This window comes from Paraburkholderia sp. J10-1, from assembly GCF_905220165.1.
Classification (GTDB): domain Bacteria; phylum Pseudomonadota; class Gammaproteobacteria; order Burkholderiales; family Burkholderiaceae; genus Paraburkholderia.
In genome coordinates this window covers 1-15,188 of the sequence record NZ_CAJMYW010000012.1, presented here as the reverse complement: position 1 = coordinate 15,188, position 15,188 = coordinate 1, and the positions used below count along the sequence as shown (strand labels likewise).

At 66.5% G+C, this 15,188-nt stretch carries 17 protein-coding genes and 1 riboswitch; of the genes, 3 read left to right on the top strand and 14 right to left on the bottom strand.

Features of this window, described 5'->3' with window-relative positions:
- Positions 1-6: 6 nt before the first annotated feature.
- The 10 genes from astD to U5A65_RS29470 form a co-directional block, all read right to left on the bottom strand.
- Positions 7-1,470, bottom strand: a complete 1,464-nt coding sequence (gene astD, locus U5A65_RS29515; protein ID WP_321914179.1) for a succinylglutamate-semialdehyde dehydrogenase — start codon at positions 1,468-1,470, stop codon at positions 7-9.
- 59 nt (positions 1,471-1,529) lie between these two features.
- Positions 1,530-2,561 carry an arginine N-succinyltransferase gene (astA, locus tag U5A65_RS29510; protein WP_321914178.1) on the bottom strand — a complete coding sequence of 344 codons (1,032 nt, stop codon included), beginning with the start codon at positions 2,559-2,561 and terminating at the stop codon, positions 1,530-1,532.
- Complete coding sequence (gene aruF / locus U5A65_RS29505; RefSeq protein WP_321914177.1) at positions 2,558-3,649, bottom strand: arginine/ornithine succinyltransferase subunit alpha; 1,092 nt, start codon at positions 3,647-3,649, stop codon at positions 2,558-2,560. The genes astA and aruF overlap by 4 nt, the downstream gene beginning before the upstream one ends.
- Before the next feature lie 43 nt (positions 3,650-3,692).
- Positions 3,693-4,919: an aspartate aminotransferase family protein gene (locus U5A65_RS29500; RefSeq protein WP_321936786.1), complete on the bottom strand. Its 1,227-nt coding sequence runs from the start codon at positions 4,917-4,919 to the stop codon at positions 3,693-3,695.
- Positions 4,920-5,102: 183 nt separating this feature from the next.
- Positions 5,103-6,074: a GlxA family transcriptional regulator gene (locus U5A65_RS29495; RefSeq protein WP_321914316.1), complete on the bottom strand. Its 972-nt coding sequence runs from the start codon at positions 6,072-6,074 to the stop codon at positions 5,103-5,105.
- A 156-nt stretch (positions 6,075-6,230) separates the two neighbouring features.
- On the bottom strand, positions 6,231-7,022 hold the full coding sequence (locus tag U5A65_RS29490) for an ABC transporter ATP-binding protein (RefSeq protein ID WP_415765882.1): 792 nt from the start codon (positions 7,020-7,022) through the stop codon (positions 6,231-6,233).
- A gap of 36 nt (positions 7,023-7,058) precedes the next feature.
- On the bottom strand, positions 7,059-7,772 hold the full coding sequence (locus U5A65_RS29485) for an ABC transporter permease (protein WP_321914174.1): 714 nt from the start codon (positions 7,770-7,772) through the stop codon (positions 7,059-7,061).
- A 14-nt stretch (positions 7,773-7,786) separates the two neighbouring features.
- Positions 7,787-8,476: a histidine ABC transporter permease HisQ gene (locus U5A65_RS29480; RefSeq protein WP_321914173.1), complete on the bottom strand. Its 690-nt coding sequence runs from the start codon at positions 8,474-8,476 to the stop codon at positions 7,787-7,789.
- Between the two features lie 316 nt (positions 8,477-8,792).
- A complete protein-coding gene (locus tag U5A65_RS29475; protein ID WP_321948688.1) occupies positions 8,793-9,545 on the bottom strand; it encodes a CbtA family protein in 753 nt (250 codons plus the stop codon).
- A 13-nt stretch (positions 9,546-9,558) separates the two neighbouring features.
- Entirely contained in the window at positions 9,559-9,777 is a 219-nt protein-coding gene (locus tag U5A65_RS29470) for a CbtB domain-containing protein (protein ID WP_321914171.1), read from the bottom strand.
- A gap of 39 nt (positions 9,778-9,816) precedes the next feature.
- A riboswitch (cobalamin riboswitch) is annotated at positions 9,817-9,986 on the bottom strand.
- 31 nt (positions 9,987-10,017) lie between these two features.
- Here U5A65_RS29470 and U5A65_RS29465 point away from each other — a divergent pair.
- The 3 genes from U5A65_RS29465 (at position 10,018) to U5A65_RS29455 (ending at position 11,459) form a co-directional block, all read left to right on the top strand.
- Positions 10,018-10,638, top strand: a complete 621-nt coding sequence (locus U5A65_RS29465; RefSeq protein ID WP_321948687.1) for a histidine phosphatase family protein — start codon at positions 10,018-10,020, stop codon at positions 10,636-10,638.
- Positions 10,639-10,768: 130 nt separating this feature from the next.
- The gene (locus U5A65_RS29460) at positions 10,769-11,113 is read left to right on the top strand and encodes an AbrB/MazE/SpoVT family DNA-binding domain-containing protein (RefSeq protein ID WP_321948686.1); all 345 of its coding nucleotides are present in this window, start codon (positions 10,769-10,771) and stop codon (positions 11,111-11,113) included.
- 7 nt (positions 11,114-11,120) lie between these two features.
- Complete coding sequence (locus U5A65_RS29455; RefSeq protein WP_321914167.1) at positions 11,121-11,459, top strand: type II toxin-antitoxin system PemK/MazF family toxin; 339 nt, start codon at positions 11,121-11,123, stop codon at positions 11,457-11,459.
- Between the two features lie 35 nt (positions 11,460-11,494).
- On the opposite strand, the gene U5A65_RS29450 is transcribed toward U5A65_RS29455, so the two are convergent.
- The 4 genes from U5A65_RS29450 to hpnK all read right to left on the bottom strand — a co-directional run.
- Positions 11,495-12,532, bottom strand: coding sequence for a patatin-like phospholipase family protein (locus U5A65_RS29450; protein WP_321914166.1), 1,038 nt, complete (start codon positions 12,530-12,532; stop codon positions 11,495-11,497).
- Positions 12,533-12,566: 34 nt separating this feature from the next.
- A complete protein-coding gene (locus U5A65_RS29445; protein ID WP_415765829.1) occupies positions 12,567-13,148 on the bottom strand; it encodes a hypothetical protein in 582 nt (193 codons plus the stop codon).
- A gap of 82 nt (positions 13,149-13,230) precedes the next feature.
- Positions 13,231-14,304 (bottom strand): lysylphosphatidylglycerol synthase domain-containing protein, encoded by a 1,074-nt coding sequence (locus U5A65_RS29440; RefSeq protein ID WP_321936789.1) that lies wholly within the window; start codon positions 14,302-14,304, stop codon positions 13,231-13,233.
- A partial coding sequence (gene hpnK / locus U5A65_RS29435; RefSeq protein WP_321914164.1) for a hopanoid biosynthesis-associated protein HpnK occupies positions 14,301-15,188 on the bottom strand: 888 nt, incomplete at its 5' end. The genes U5A65_RS29440 and hpnK, both read right to left, overlap by 4 nt.

Here is a 15,188-nt window from a genome sequence, read left to right as displayed (position 1 = left end):
CGTTCCTTAGAAGTGAAGACCCGGCGAAACGCTCGCGGGCATCTGCAATTGCGCGCTTTCTACCGAGGCCATCGGGTAGGCGCAGTAGTCGGCGGCGTAATACGCGCTCGGCCGGTGGTTGCCCGAGCGGCCCGCGCCGCCGAACGGCGCGCCGCTCGACGCGCCGTTGGTCGGCCGGTTCCAGTTCACCACACCCGCGCGGATTTCGCGCGTGAAGCGCTGCCACAGCGCTTCGTCGTCGGCGAGCAGGCCCGCCGAGAGACCGTAGGCCGTATTGTTGGCCTGGGCGATCGCGTCGTCGAAACCCGCGTAGCGGGTGATCTGCGCGAGCGGCCCGAAGTGCTCCTCGTCGGGCAAATCGGCCACGCCGGTCACGTCGAGAATCGCCGGCGTCACGAAGCCGAGCGCCGGGTCGCGTTGCGTCATCGGCAGCAAGGCTCGTGCGCCGCGCTCGAGCAACTGCGCTTGCGCACTCATCAGTTTCGCGGCCGCGCGCGCCGAAATCACGGCGCCCATGAACGGCTGCGGCTCGGCGTCGTACTCGCCCACCGTAATGCGCGAACTCACTTCGACGAAGCGCGCGAGGAAGCGCTCGCCGAATGCATCCGCGGGCACGAGAATGCGGCGCGCGCACGTGCAGCGCTGCCCCGCCGAAAGAAACGCCGACTGGATCGCGTGATGCACGGCTGCGTCGATATCCTCGACCGGTGCGACGACGAGCGGATTATTGCCGCCCATCTCCAGCGCGAGCACGATCTCGGGCCGGCCGCCGAACTGACGATGCAGCAGCGTGCCGGTGTCGGAACTGCCCGTGAAGAAGAGCCCGTCGATCTGCTGGTGATTCGCCAGCGCAATGCCCGTGTCGCGCTCGCCCTGCACGAGATTGAGCACGCCCGCGGGCAAGCCGGCTTCGCGCCACAGCTCGACCGTTGCGCGCGCAACTTCCGGCGCAAGTTCCGAAGGCTTGAACACGACCGCGTTGCCCGCGATCAGCGCCGGCACGATATGACCGTTGGGCAGATGGCCCGGGAAGTTGTACGGACCGAACACGGCAACGACGCCATGCGGGCGATGACGCAGCACCGCCACGCCGTCGGCCATTTGTGCGCGTTTTTCACCGGTGCGCTCGCTGTAAGCGGTGATCGAAATCGCGACCTTCGCCGCCATCGACGCGGCTTCGGTGCGCGCCTCCCAAAGCGGCTTGCCCGTCTCGCGGCCAATGGCCTGAGCGAGCATTTCCTTCTTTTCGGTGACGAGCGCTGCGAAGCGCTTCACGATCTCGCAGCGCGCTTCGAGGGGCGTTTGCGACCATTCGGCAAATGCTCGGCGCGCGGCGCTGACGGCGCGATCGACATCTTGCGCGCTCGCGGCATTGCCGCTCCACACGGTCTCGCCGGTGCCGGGGTTGCGCGACGAAAACGCGGGGCCCGAGGCCGCGCACCATTGTCCATCGATATAAAGCTCGTTCATGGTCATCCTTGTGTCGACCAGCGCTAGCGCTTTAGCGCTTACGCGGGTCCCATGCAGGTTTATCGCTGTTGCTTCGCTGCGGGGCCGAGCACGCGCACCGGTTCACCCGCCGTGACATTCAGTGCCGCCGCTTCACTCGCGCTCAGTGTGAACACGCCGTCGTGCACGATGCCCGGCGCGAAGCCCACGCGAAAATCGCCCAGCGACGTATTCGAGACGAGCGAGCGCACGCCCTCTGGCGCATGCGCCTCGCCGATCTCGACCGGCACCACCACGCTGTCGCGCACCGTGCGCAGGTCGCCGATATGGCATTCGAGCACCGGGCCCGCGTCGAAGATATCGACGTGATTCTCGTAGCGCAGCCCTTCGGCTTCGAGCATGCGTCGCGCGGGAACCGTGTCGGCATGCGTGAGGCCGACGCACGCCTGCGCTTCCTCGGGCAGGAGTTCGACGTACACCGGGTATCTCGGCATCAACTCCGCGAGAAACGACTTGCGCCCGTGCGAACTGAGGTAGTCGGCGGCGTTGAAATCGATCTGGTAGAAGTGCGAACCGACTGCGCGCCAGAACGGCGACGTGCCTTGCGCGTCGAAATGGCCGCGCAATTCCGCGCACAGGCGCTCGGGAAAGCGCTCGCGAAACTGCGCGATGAACATGAAGCGCGAGCGCGAAAGCAGCCCGCCCACGCCACCCGTGCGATACCGCGGCGAAAGAAAGAGCGAACACACCTCGGCATAGCCCGTGAGATCGTGCGAAATATTGAGCGCGCGCATGCGCGTCCAGATGCCGAGTTCCTGGCTCGCGTGCACCACCGTGCTCACGCGGTAGTTGTAGAACGGCTGCTCCAGTCCCACGGCCGTTTCGATGCCGCACACACCGGCCACGTCGCCCGTTGCCGTGTCTTCCATCACGAAGAAGTAGCCGGCTTCGCGCAACTCGGCCTCGCCTGCGAGCGTGCGCCGTGCGCGCTCGATGCGCGCCTTGAGCGCTTCACGGTCCGGCTTGAAGGTGGTGAGGCCGGGCCCCGTTTCCTGGGCGAGCGCGACGAGCGCGTCCACGTCGCCCGTTTGCACGACGCGTACCACGATCATTGTGCGTCTCCCATGTATGCGTCCTCTGTTTGCGGGGTGGCGCGGTAAAGCGGCGCACAGCGCACCGGTTCGCCGTCCTGCACGCCGAGCGCGGCGCGCGCGGCGGCGTCGAGCGGCGCGAAGTGACGTTCACTCGTGCCTGCGCCCTTCTCGCGTTCGGGCAGCGTCGCGAGCACGCAACGGAACTCTCCCGCGCGTTGGCTCGCGACCAGATACGCCGCGCCCTCAGGATTCGATGCGAGCGCAACTTCGCGTACCGTGCGCGCCTCGCTTCCGGCGACCGAAGCCGTGCGATCCACCTGGGCGGTCAGCACCGGGCCCGCATCGAAAATATCGACGTAGCGGTCCGGCTCGTAGCCCTCTTCCAGATGGATTTCGTAAGCGAGCAACGCGCTCGGGTCGGGCTCGCCGAGCACGCGCTGCGCAGGCTCGGGCAGCAGCGGCACATAGAGCGGGTAAGCCGGCATCACTTCGGCGATGAACGTGCGGCTGCGTCCACCCGAGGCCAGCTCGATGTCCTTGAAATCGCGCCCGAAGAACTTGCGCCCCACCGCTTCCCAGAACGGTGACGCGCCGTTTTCGTCGGTCACGCCGAGCAGCAGCGTGAACACTTCGGGCGTGAAGCGCCGACGGTTCATCGCGATGTACATCATGCGTGCGCGCGACATGAGATGTGCGGCCGCGTCGCCGCGCAGCGTTGGCTCGATATAAAAGCCCGCGAGACGGCTCTTGCCCGTGAGTTCATGCGACATCGTCAGCGCATGAATCTTGCGGTTCACGTGCAGCTCACGCGACGCATGAATGAGCGCATCGTTGCGAAACGCGTAGAACGGCTCGGCGTAGCCGGCCGCCGCCACGATGCTCGACGTGCCGACGAGCCGCCCGGTGGCGGAATCTTCGAGCACGAACAGATAGAACTCCTCACCGGGGAAGTCCACGTCCGCGCGAAACGAATCTTCGGAAAGCGCGATGCGCGCTTCGAGCGCCGCGCGGTCGTGCGGCAGCGAATGCAGCACCGGCTGCGCGGTGCGCGCCATGTGGGCGATCGCATCGAGATCGGAAAGCCTGGCGGGGCGAACGAATAGCATCGTCGGTCCTATGTGCGCTGTGGTCCAGTTGGGCGCGCTGCGATCAGCGCGTGCCGTCGACGCCAATGACGTCGTTGCAGGCCTGCTCGAAGCGGGCGAAGCCTTCGTCGAGATCCGCTTCGGGAATGATGAGCGACGGCGCGAAGCGCAGCACGTCCGGCCCCGCAATCAGCATCATCACGCCGCGATTCGCCGCCGCCGCGTTGAAGTCCTTGGCGCGGCCGGCAAAGCGCGCGTTCAGCTCGGCGCCGATCAGAAGACCCTTGCCGCGCACCTCCTTGAACATGTCGAAGCGCTCGTTGATCTTCGCAAGCTTGGCGCGAATCGCTTCGCCGCGTGCACGCACGCCTGCGAGCAGCGCAGGATCGCTCACCAGTTCGACTACCTTGCCCGCAATCGCGGCGCCCAGCGGATTGCCGCCGTAGGTCGTGCCATGCACGCCTACCTTGAAGTGCGCGGCGATCGCTTCGGTCGTGAGCATCGCGCCGATCGGAAAGCCGTTGCCGAGCGCCTTGGCCGTCGTGAGGATGTCGGGCGTGACGCCCGTATCCTCGTAGGCGTAGAAGTGCCCCGTGCGGCCCACGCCCGTTTGCACTTCGTCGAAAATCAGCAGCGCGCCGTGCGCGTCGCACGCTTCGCGCAGTGCGCGCAGGAAGGCCGGATCGGCGGGAATCACGCCGCCCTCGCCCTGCACCGGCTCGACGATCACGGCGCAGGTCTGCGCGCCGATCGCGCGCTTCGCCGCTTCGATATCGTTGTATGGCAGATGCGTGATGCCGCCCGGCACGGGGCCAAAGCCTTCCGAATACTTGGGCTGGCCGCCCACGCTCACGGTGAAGAACGTGCGGCCATGGAACGACTGCGTGAACGAGACGATCTCGAACTTGTCAGCGCCGTGGCGATCGAAGGCCACGCGGCGCGCGAGCTTGAGCGCCGCCTCATTGGCTTCCGCGCCCGAGTTCGCGAAGAACGCGCGGTCGGCGAACGTCAGTGCTTCGAGTTGTTGTGCGAGGCGCAGCACCGGCTCATTGGTGTAGCCGTTGCCGATGTGCCAGAGCTTGCTGCCCTGCTCCTGCAGCACGCGCAGCAGTTCCGGGTGCGCGTGGCCGAGCGAAGTCACGGCGATACCGCACGCGAAGTCGATGTAATCGCGGCCCTCTGTGTCCCACACGCGCGAGCCTTCACCCCGGTCGGGCACGAACGGCGCTGGCGAGAAACACGGCACCATCACTTCGTCGAAGGTCTTGCGGCTCACAGTCTGGTCGTTCATGGCGATTCCTCTATTACGCAGTGCGTGTCGAATTCGGGGTCGATGTGCGTTGGGGCCGTGCCCTTTCGCTCAGGTAGTTCGTGCAGTGTAGGCAAGCTGCGCGCAAACGTCTTGCGCAGGCGCGACGCGTTTTTTCGTACGGAAGCTGCAAGGTCCGCGCACTGGCCGCGCCGCGGCTACGTTTCACTCAACTTCCGGCGGCTCGACGAGCGCGCCCGCGCGCGGCTCGGCGGCGGCCCCGCCGTGCTGGCGCTCGATCCAGTTGCGGCGGTCCTCGCGCGGCGTGACGCCAAAGCGCTCGCGGTACGCATTCGAAAAATGCGCCGCCGAAGAAAACCCGCACGCAAGACTGATCTGCACCACCGACTTGCTCGTGCGCTGCAACTGCGAGCGCGCCTTGGCAAGGCGCAGGCCCAGGTAGTACTTGGAAGGCATCGCGCCGAGGTACTGGCGAAAGAGCCGCTCGAGTTGACGCCGCGAGACGCCCACGAGATTCGCGATCTCGTCGGTCGTGAGCGGGTCTTCGATGTTCGCTTCCATCAGCTTGAGCGCGTCGTTCAGGCGCGGATGCCGCTCGCCCGGTGCGGTCACGAACGGAATGCGCTGCCGCTCGTCGCCGCTGCGCAGCGTGCTTGCGCCCAGCGCGTCGGCAATGCGTTCGGCCAGTTCCGGGCCGTGGTCGCGGCCGATCATCGCGAGCATGAAGTCGAGCGTGGCCTGGCCACCCGCGCAAGTCGCGCGGTCGCGGTCGATTTCGTAGATGTGCTGCGTGACGATGGTGCGCTCGAACTGCTCCGCGAACTGCTGGAACGTCTCCCAGTTCGCGGCCACGCGGTAGCCCTGCAACTGCCCCGCCATCGCGAGCCACCAGATGCCGTGGTGAATGCCCGTGACGAGCGGCGTGCGCTGGCCCACGCGCGCGAGGCTCGCGAGAAACAGGCGGAAGTCGGCGAACTGCTGGTAGCGCTCGGTCACGACGATGAGCCAGTCGCACGACACCGCGTCGCCAAACGCGCAGTCGGCGGGCCATTGCGCGCCGCCCGCCAGCGGCACGGGGCGGCCGTTCCACGAGCACATTTGCCAGCGGTACAGCGCGCGGCCGTCGATTTCGTTGGCGAGATTGAGCGCATCGACGACCGGGCCCACGCCCGACATCGAAACGGGCGGGAGCGCGACGATCGCGACCTGGGTGGTGCGGCCGGCGCGCGCGAGCGGCGCCTGGCCGCCGGGCGCTGCGGCAGGAACGGAAGCGGGATGGAGAACGGTGGGACGGACCATCGGCGAGACGGGGCGCGCGACTCAACGCGCCGCTTACTTGAGGCTGCCCGAGAGGAACTGGCGCAGGCGATCGCTCTTCGGCGCGCCGAGCACATCCGCGGGCGCGCCCTCTTCCTCCGTGCGCCCCTGGTGCAGGAACATCACATGATTCGAGACGTTGCGCGCAAAGCCCATTTCGTGCGTCACGACAATCATCGTGCGGCCTTCTTCGGCAAGCTTTTGCATGACCTTGAGCACTTCGCCCACGAGCTCGGGGTCGAGCGCCGAAGTCGGCTCGTCGAACAGCATCACGTCGGGATGCATGGCAAGCGCGCGCGCAATCGCCACGCGCTGTTGCTGGCCGCCCGAAAGATGCGAGGGATATTGCTTCTCCACGCGAGGCGCGAGACCCACCTTCTCCAGATACTCCCGCGCGCGCTCCTCGGCTTCCTTGCGCGGCACGCCCAGCACGTGCAACGGCGCTTCCATCACGTTCTCGAGCACGTTCATGTGCGACCACAGGTTGAAATGCTGGAACACCATTGCGAGCTTGGTGCGGATGCGTTGCAGTTGCTTGTGGTCGGCCACGTCCAGGTCGCCGTTGCGGCCCGCCTTCGTGCGCACGGCCTCGCCGTCCACGACGATCTCGCCGGCGTTCGGCTTCTCGAGGAAATTGATGCAGCGCAGGAACGTGCTCTTGCCCGAGCCGCTCGCGCCGATGATGCTGATCACGTCGCCCTTCTTCGCGTCGAGCGAGACGCCTTTGAGCACCTCGTTGTCGCCGTAGCGCTTGTGGATGTCGCGCGCGACGAGCTTGCTATCTGAGGATTGCGTCTGAGCCAAGATGGTCTCCAGTTTCCGAGGTTCCGGTGTTCCGGTGATTCAGCGGGTGCGCACGGCGAGATGGCCGAGCCAGCGTTTTTCGGCGCGGCGGAACGCGGCCACCAGCACGAACGATACCGCACAGTAGATCAGCGCCGCGAGGCCGAACGACTCGAACGAGCGGTAGGTGGCCGAGTTGGCGTCGCGCGCGACCTTGAGGATGTCGGGCACCGTCGCGGTGAAGGCCACCGTGGTCGCGTGCAGCATCAGGATCACTTCGTTACTGTACAGCGGCAGTGCGCGGCGCAGCGCCGAAGGCAGGATCACGCGCCAGTACATCGTGAACGGGCTCATGCCGTAGGCGCGCGCCGCTTCCACTTCGCCGTGTGAGGTGGCGCGAATCGCGCCCGCGAAAATCTCTGTCGTGTACGCGCAGGTGTTGAGCGCAAACGCGAGCACCGCACAGTTCAGGCCGCTGCGAAAGAACGCGTCGAGGAGCGGCTCCGCGCGAATGAACGCGAGACTGTACACGCCCGTGTAGATGAGCAGCAACTGCACATAAAGCGGCGTGCCGCGAAACACATAGGTGTAAAAGCGCACCGGCAGCGAAAGCCAGCGTTTGCTCGACACACGCGCCACGGCGAGCGGCACCGCGCACACGAAGCCGAAAGCCACGGATATCACGAGCAGCCAGAGCGTCATCGCGAGGCCGGACACATGCTCGCCGTCCCAGTAGAGGAACGCGCGGCCAAATTGCTGAATGATTTCGTTCATGGCGGGCGTTTTCCTCAGAGTTGCGCGTGACGCACGCCCACCGAATAGCGGCGTTCGAGCCAGATCAGCGCGAAGTTCGAGAGCGTGGTGATCGCGAGGTAGATGAGCGCCGCGATCACGAGGAAGAAGAACAGGTTGAAGGTGCTGCGGCCCGCGTCCTGGGCGGCCTTCACGACATCGGCGAGACCGATGATCGAGACGAGCGCCGTCGCCTTCACGAGCACCTGCCAGTTGTTGCCGATGCCGGGCAGCGCGAAACGCATCATCTGCGGAAAGAGGATGCGGGCGAACACACGCGCGCCGCTCATGCCGTAGGCGTGGCCCGCTTCGAGCTGGCCGCGCGGCACGGCGAGAAACGCGCCGCGAAAGGTCTCGGTGAAGTACGCGCCGTAGATGAAGCCAAGCGTGACGACGCCGGCCAAGAACGGATCGATGTCGATCTGCGCCATGCCGAGCGCGTCGGTGGCCTCGTTCACGCCGATCTGGATGCTATAGAAGAGCAGCAGCATCAGCACGAGGTCGGGCACCGAGCGGATCAGCGTCGTGTAAGCGGTCGCCACGGCCGCGAGCGGCCGGTTGAACGAGAGCTTGGCCGCCGCGCCGGCAAGGCCTAGCAGGACAGCCACGCCGAGCGAGAGAAGCGAAAGCTCGATGGTCTGGATCGTGCCGGCGAGCAGCACCGGGCCAAAGCCGTAAAGGATCACGCGCGTCTCCGGATCAAGTCGTTTTGTCGTGTCGGGCGGCCTCGCGCGGCCTGTGAGCGCCGGCGAAACCGATGAACTGGCGCGGATCGTCTCAGTGCAAAATAGATTGCTCAAACTGGCACGGCGTGAATATTGCACTGCAGCATTGCGGTGCCGCGCATGGGCGCACGCGGATCCGGCCCGCGCAGCCGCGGGCCCGATGCTTTTGAAAGGTGAAAAAAAATGCCCCGGCACGCGGGGCGTGCGGGGCATTTACGCAAGTTTGGGGTCGCTTTTTCGATAGGTGCGCGGCGCGCGCCCAGCGGCCCTGCCGCGCTTACGCGGCGCGCGTATGCGTGCCGCGCGCGCTGAGCGCACGGGCGTTCGCGCCAATCAGCTTTTCGGCGAGCGCGCCGAAAAGCAGGCCGATCGTGGTCCAGAGAATCACCTGCATACCGATCGACGCCGTGCGGAACTTCCACAGCAGCACGGCCGGGAAGGCGGCGGGCACCTCGTTGACCGCCGGCAGCGCGAACTGGACCGCGCCGATCACGACGACGAACAGCGCGAGCGCCACGATCGAAGCATTCCACCCGCCAAGGCGTGGCACGAAGACCGCGCGCACCTTGAGCGAGAACACCGACACGGCGATCGAGATCGCGACCATCAGGAAGAAGAGCCCGGTTCGATAGCCGATCGTCTCCGGGTCGCCGACCGAGGGCGGGTTCGCCGGGTACTTGATGCTCGGCACCATGTAGATCGCGACAAACGCCGCGAGCGCGAGCCAGGCCGAGAGCGCGCGCGGCGAAAGACGCCCTACGCGTCCGTTCGCATACGCGAAGACGAGCGCAAAGAGACCGCCGATCGACGCGCCGTAGACCATCACGCCTGTGAAGAGCCCGAGGCTCGCCTGGGTCTTGCGGCTCACGATTTCGGGTTCGGGAGCTTCACCCTTCGCGGCATCGAGCTTTTCTTCGAGGGAAATCGCCTGATCGACCTGGGGCTCGCCCACGATCTTCGCGAAGCCGAACGTGAGAAGTCCCGCGGCGATGCCTGCGAGCATGCCGCGTACCAGCAACTTGCCGACCATGTTCAGCTCCCGGTCAGTGGCAGGGAAAGCCGAGCAGGTGGCGGCCGTCGTGAACGAATTCGTGGACGTACATGCCCGGGACGATCGAGGTCGCGCCTTGCTCGGCGCCCACGAAGTACAGGGCCAGCAGCAGCATGAGGCCGCCGAAGATCGCCCAGGGCAGGATCTCCCGCAGCGCAATGGGTGCCGGCGCGGCCGGTGCGTGCTGCAGGGGGAATGCGGTGTCGGACATGCTGACTTCTCCTGGGGTAACGCGCCCCGCTAGTCGTTGAAAGAGTGGTTCACGACGCGCGGGTCTGACTCCCGTTGCTTCGATTCAATCGAAATTCAATCGACGGCAACCAGTTACAGTGGCGCGACCGCGCCGGACTTGCACCGGCTTCCGCGTGTCGTGGAGCCTGTATTCTACGCGCTACGACAACGGGCTGCGGACCGGATGTCAGCTACAGGGAAGTGATACGTAAGGAAAAGCATGCCGACGATAGTCTGGCTGATCAGTCATGCGGCGAATGCCGCACAGCGCTCGGGAACATTCCCGCAAGCGCCTGTAGCGGACGATGAAGCCGAAGAAGCGCTCGACGCCCGCGCACTCGCGGCGCTTGCTGCTTGGCGCGAGCGCTGGCACGCGCGCCTGGCCGGTGGCGAGCGCAATGGCGAGGCGCAACACGCGGTGACGAGTCCCGCTGCGATCGCGCGCGCGAGCGCACACGCGGCCGGCTTCGCCGGGGCAACGCCAGTCGGCGCCCTCGCCGACACGGCCTTTGGCGCGTGGCAAGGCAAGCGCCTCGCGGATCTTGCCCATGAAGCGCCCGATGCCCTTGCCGCCTGGACACGCGATCCGGCTTTCAGGCCGCCAGGCGGGGGCGAGTCGTTCGACGATGTCCGCGAGCGCGTTAGCGCCTGGCTCGATGCGATCCCCAGCTCCGCTACCGACATGGTCGCCTTCACCCATGCAAGTGTGATGCGCGCGGCGATTCTTCGCGCGCTGGGCGCGCCGTCGCCGGGTTTCCGCTCGATCGAAATCGCGCCGCTTTCCGTCGTAGCGCTACGCCGCGCCCAACACGGCTGGTTGTGGCTCGCGGCAATGGGCTGAGACCAGACACGGCATTCCTTGATCTGTGTACGTGCGCCGCGAACATCGCGCGTATCAACGCGTTGACACATACGCACTTGAAGCCTAGCATCCGTGATGTATCAACCACGTAGATACACCACGATCAGGTATGGACATCAAACTCAATACGTTATTGGCCAAACGGCCAATTCAGTACGAGGACGAAATGGCGATACAAACCCTGAAGCGTTGGGGAAACAGCCTTGCGGTGCGCATTCCAGCCAGCCTTGCCAGCAAACTGTCGTTGGCGGAGGGGCAGGAAGTCGAGGTGGAAGTCGAAGATGGGTCGCTCACGGTTCGCCCGCATACGGCGATCCGGCGCTTCTCGCGCGAGCGCTATTTGCAGCAGTTGCGCGAGCGCAAGCTCGAGCCGCACCCGCTCATCGACTTCGGACAGCCGCAAGGGACCGAAATCGGCGGACCCGATGACCCCACGCGTTTCGACCCATGGTAAGGAACGCATGAAGAACGGCACACCAGACGCAGGCGACATCCTCTGGCTCAACGTCGGTCCAGGCGCAGGCAGTGAGCAGGAAGGATATCGCCCTGTCCTCGTCCTGACCGACGCCGAGTTCAACGGACTCACAACCCGCTTCGTCGGCCTGCCGATTACCCGCACCGTTCACGGGTGGGAGTCGGAAATCCCGATCAGCGGCTTGGCCAGCCCCTGCGTCGCAATGGCCGACCAGGTCACGACGCTTTCGCTCGCGGGCAGAGTCTGGCGGCACAAGGGGGAATCGGCGAGCGCGGAGGAACTGGAGGCGGCGAAGTTCGCCGTCGCCGGCATTCTGGATCTGTAGCCGGCAATGCAGTAGCAGAAAGAAGCCGAAGCGCCCTAGTCCAGTCCCAACTGCGCCTTGATGGCCGGCATCATGTACTGCACAGCCGCGCGCCCTTCTTCAATGGCGGGGCCGGCGCGATGAAAGTCGAAAATCCCCATGCCGCCCAGGCGCGGCTGGATCAGCACGTCGGCGGGCTCGCCCGCCAGGCGGCTGCGCGTAATGCGCACCTGCATGATGTCGATACTCTGGGCCACCGAACTCAACACAGAAGGCACGCGCGTGCTAGGCGGCGGCGCCACGCGCACGTCCGGGCCGCCTGCCGCGCCGGGACCGGCCGGCTGCAGCCAGCGCGGGAAGCGCTTGCCGTTGCGGCGCAGAAGCGGTTCATGCGCCGCTTCAGCGCTTTCTGCGCCATTGGCGCCGTGATTCACCGCCCCTGCAGCCGATGCGGCCGTCGCTGCGTCGCTCGCCTCCACGGGCAACTCGCGCGGCATCGTGTCGATCGCGCCGCCCAGGTCGCGGCCGTTGAGAATGTCGTGATTCAGGTCGATGGCGATCACGGTGTCGGCACGCATCGCGCGCGCGGCGGACACCGGCACCGGGTTGCTCAGCCCGCCGTCGACGAGCCACACGCCGTCATGCCAGATCGGCGTGAAGATGCCGGGAATCGCAATCGACGCGCGCACGGCGTCCACCACGCCGCCTTCGCGCAGCCAGACCTCGCGCCCGGTGTCGAGTTCGGTGGCGACCGCCGTGAACGGCAGCTTCAGGTCATCGATCGAGCGGCCATTGAACTGGTGCGCAAACAGGTCGATCACCTTGCGCCCGCCGAGCAGCCCGCCCGAAAAACGCAAGTCGAGCAGACGCACCACAGTCTGCCAGGTGAGCTTGCCCACCCAGTCCTCGAGCCAGTCGAGATCGCCGTTTGCGTATACGGCGCCAACCAGCGCGCCGATCGACGTGCCGCACACTACGTCGGGCTTGATGCCCGCTTCCTCGAGCGCGCGAATCGCGCCGATATGCGCCCAACCGCGCGCCGCGCCCCCGCCGAGCACGAGCCCCACACGCTTGGGCCGTCTCCGGTTCATCATGCGCGCCTCCTTGCGTGATCGTGAGTCAACTGGGTCAGCGCCCGCGGATCACGTCCGAGCGCGAGGTCGTCGTGACCCGCCCGTCCGGTCCGAAATGCACGTTGAAATACGCTTCGGGCGTCACGCCCCCTTCCAGCCACTTCCAGCTCCACACCGTCTCCTTCTTCAAGCGGTAGCCGGCCACCTGCCCCGGCTTGCCGAGCAGGCGCCGCACCTCGTCCTCGCTCATGCCAACGCGGATCTTCGCAAAGTTTTCCGCCGTCAGCGCCTGGGTAATGGCCACGAGCCGCCCGTTCGGGCCGATGTCGACCATCCAGGTCTTGAGGCCCTGCGGACCGCGCGGATACTCGAGGCGGCGCGAACCGTCGTCGAACACGCGCTCGGTTTCGGGCTGGCCCATCTGCTCGCGCACCTGCTCGAACGTGGAGACGCCAGGCGTGAGCCCCCTGAGCAGTAGCGCGTCGGGCTTGACCGAATCGATGAACGTCTTGAATCCCTGCCAGATGGAATGGAACATGGCGCCGAGCTGGTGATCGTTGCAGCCGGAAAGCATGAACGCCGCCATGGCGGCGCATGCGAGCGCGAGCGAACGCGTGGATGAAAACGTGGGCTTCATGTCCCTGATAACGCATCAACATGGGCTTGCGCCTACGCGTGCGCGAAGAACCCGCGCGCGCCGGCATGCCCACAATGTACCGTCAATGGACCTGATCGTGCCGTGAGCCCCGCTTCGAGCCCACCTGCGCGGAGACCTTCGTCACGGCAGGCAGCGCCTCCCCGGACTGCGGACCATGGCGCAATGCGCGACGCGCGCGAACGATTTCCGCGACCTGCCACGTAATCAGCGCGAGCACGCCGAACACCACTTCGCGCATGCGCTTGACGAGCGCGAGCGAGAACGCCACTTCCTGGCTCACGCCAAAGAGTTGCGCGAGCAGCACCACGGCGACTTCCTGCACGCCGAGGCCGGCAGGCACCATGAAAGCGGCATGGCGCACGGCCTGCGTGATGGCTTCGATGGCGAGCGCATCGCCCACCGAGACCGGATGGCCGAGCAGCGCGAGCGCCCACCATGTCTCGAACGCCCCGAGCATATAGCCGGCGAGCTGCCAGAAGAAGGCGCGAAACATGAGGCCGGTGCGCGACATCAGCGCGTCGAGATCGGCGTCGAGCTGCTTGCCGTCGAGGCCGACCATGAGCGGATTGTCAGTGCCGAGCAGGCGCGCGGCCCAGCGTTCGATCGCATGAAATACGCCGCCGCGACGCAGCAGGAATACGGCGAGCACGGGCAACGGCGCCGAGAGCAGGAGCGCGAGTGCGATCGTGACGATGGTGCGCAGCGACCCGCCGTCGCCAGTGGCCGCGACGATCAGCACGACACCGAGCGCCGAGAACGCATATTGCACGGCGATCGTCACGAACACCTCGACAATCACCGAAGCCGTCACCTCGCTCGCATTGCGCACCTTCCAGCGCGCGAGGCGAATGCCGACGAGCTCGCCGCCAACCCCCACCACGGGCAGCAGCCGGTTCACGGCCTCGCGCACGGTCGCGGTCCACCAGAGGAAGCTGAGCGGCGCGCGCTTGTCGAGCAGGAGGCGCCACGCGTGCGCATCGAGCAGAAGCGGCAGCGCGTGGAATGGCACGAGCCACAGCAGCATGGGGCCAGCCGTGCCGATTACGCGCAGCACATCGTGCGCGCCGTTATGGACGACGAGACCGATCAGAATGGCGATGCCGACCGGCAGGCCAAGCCACTGCAGCCACTTCATGACGCTCGCACCTCGGAGCCGCGCGACGCGGCGGAACCTGAGCCCGAAGCCGCGCTGAAAAACACATCGGTAAAGCCGCCACGGCGCACGCCCGCTTGCGCGAGCGCTGCGGCCACGCGCGGCGAGATCAGCGCGCCGAATTCGTCGGCGTGGCGATAGGTGCGCATCGACGGCGTGATGGGCGCCTCTGCCGCTTCATCGGCGAGCGCCGGGTGGCAGTAGATCTCGCCTACACCTTGTGCGGGCAGATGCGCGAGCGCGTCGAGCACGGCGGCCTCGTCCATTGCGCCCGTCTTTGCGATGCCGACTACATAGTCGTTGTGGGCGATGCCCGCTCGAGCCAGGCGCGCGCGCACGAGCGCGAGCCAGGGCTTCAGCGCGAACGGCGCGCCCGCCTCGAGCGGCAGACGCATCGCGCGCAAACCATAGTCGCGGCCGATCTCGAGGATCAGCGCGAGCACCGTGGGATGCAAATGAAAATGCTTGTGCGTATTCACGTGATCGAGCGCGAGCCCGGTCGCCGCGAACGCTTCGAACTGCGCGCGTATTTCCTTCGCGAGCTGCCTGCGTACATGCGGCAGGAAGAAGAAGCGCACGCCGTCGCGAACCATGTTGTCGCCAAACCGCCCTTGCGCATCGACGAGCGCGGGGATCTGCGCGCGCGGCAGCATCGCCGCGCCGTCCGCCAGCACCAGATGCAGCCCCACGCGCAAACCCGGCGTGCGGCGCGCCCGCGCTACGGCGTCGAGCGCGGCGGGCGCGGCCACCATCAGGCTCGCGCAGTCGAGCACGCCCTCGCGATGCGCACGCTCCACCGCCGCATTGACCCGCTCGTGCAGGCCAAAGTCGTCGGCGGTGAAGATCACCGCGCGAGCATCGCGGGA

Coding starts and splice junctions, on each gene's coding strand:
- U5A65_RS29475 (WP_321948688.1), bottom strand. CDS start 9,545: ATGGTCGGCAAGTTGCTGGTACGCGGCATGCTCGCAGGCATCGCCGCG.
- U5A65_RS29495 (WP_321914316.1), bottom strand. CDS start 6,074: ATGTCGGGCGTGGGCCCGGTCGTCGATGCGCTCAATCTCGCCAACGAA.
- U5A65_RS29460 (WP_321948686.1), top strand. CDS start 10,769: ATGGACATCAAACTCAATACGTTATTGGCCAAACGGCCAATTCAGTAC.
- astD (WP_321914179.1), bottom strand. CDS start 1,470: ATGAACGAGCTTTATATCGATGGACAATGGTGCGCGGCCTCGGGCCCC.
- U5A65_RS29500 (WP_321936786.1), bottom strand. CDS start 4,919: ATGAACGACCAGACTGTGAGCCGCAAGACCTTCGACGAAGTGATGGTG.
- U5A65_RS29465 (WP_321948687.1), top strand. CDS start 10,018: ATGCCGACGATAGTCTGGCTGATCAGTCATGCGGCGAATGCCGCACAG.
- astA (WP_321914178.1), bottom strand. CDS start 2,561: ATGATCGTGGTACGCGTCGTGCAAACGGGCGACGTGGACGCGCTCGTC.
- U5A65_RS29445 (WP_415765829.1), bottom strand. CDS start 13,148: ATGAAGCCCACGTTTTCATCCACGCGTTCGCTCGCGCTCGCATGCGCC.
- U5A65_RS29450 (WP_321914166.1), bottom strand. CDS start 12,532: ATGATGAACCGGAGACGGCCCAAGCGTGTGGGGCTCGTGCTCGGCGGG.
- U5A65_RS29470 (WP_321914171.1), bottom strand. CDS start 9,777: ATGTCCGACACCGCATTCCCCCTGCAGCACGCACCGGCCGCGCCGGCA.
- U5A65_RS29485 (WP_321914174.1), bottom strand. CDS start 7,772: ATGAACGAAATCATTCAGCAATTTGGCCGCGCGTTCCTCTACTGGGAC.
- aruF (WP_321914177.1), bottom strand. CDS start 3,649: ATGCTATTCGTTCGCCCCGCCAGGCTTTCCGATCTCGATGCGATCGCC.
- U5A65_RS29440 (WP_321936789.1), bottom strand. CDS start 14,304: ATGAAGTGGCTGCAGTGGCTTGGCCTGCCGGTCGGCATCGCCATTCTG.
- U5A65_RS29455 (WP_321914167.1), top strand. CDS start 11,121: ATGAAGAACGGCACACCAGACGCAGGCGACATCCTCTGGCTCAACGTC.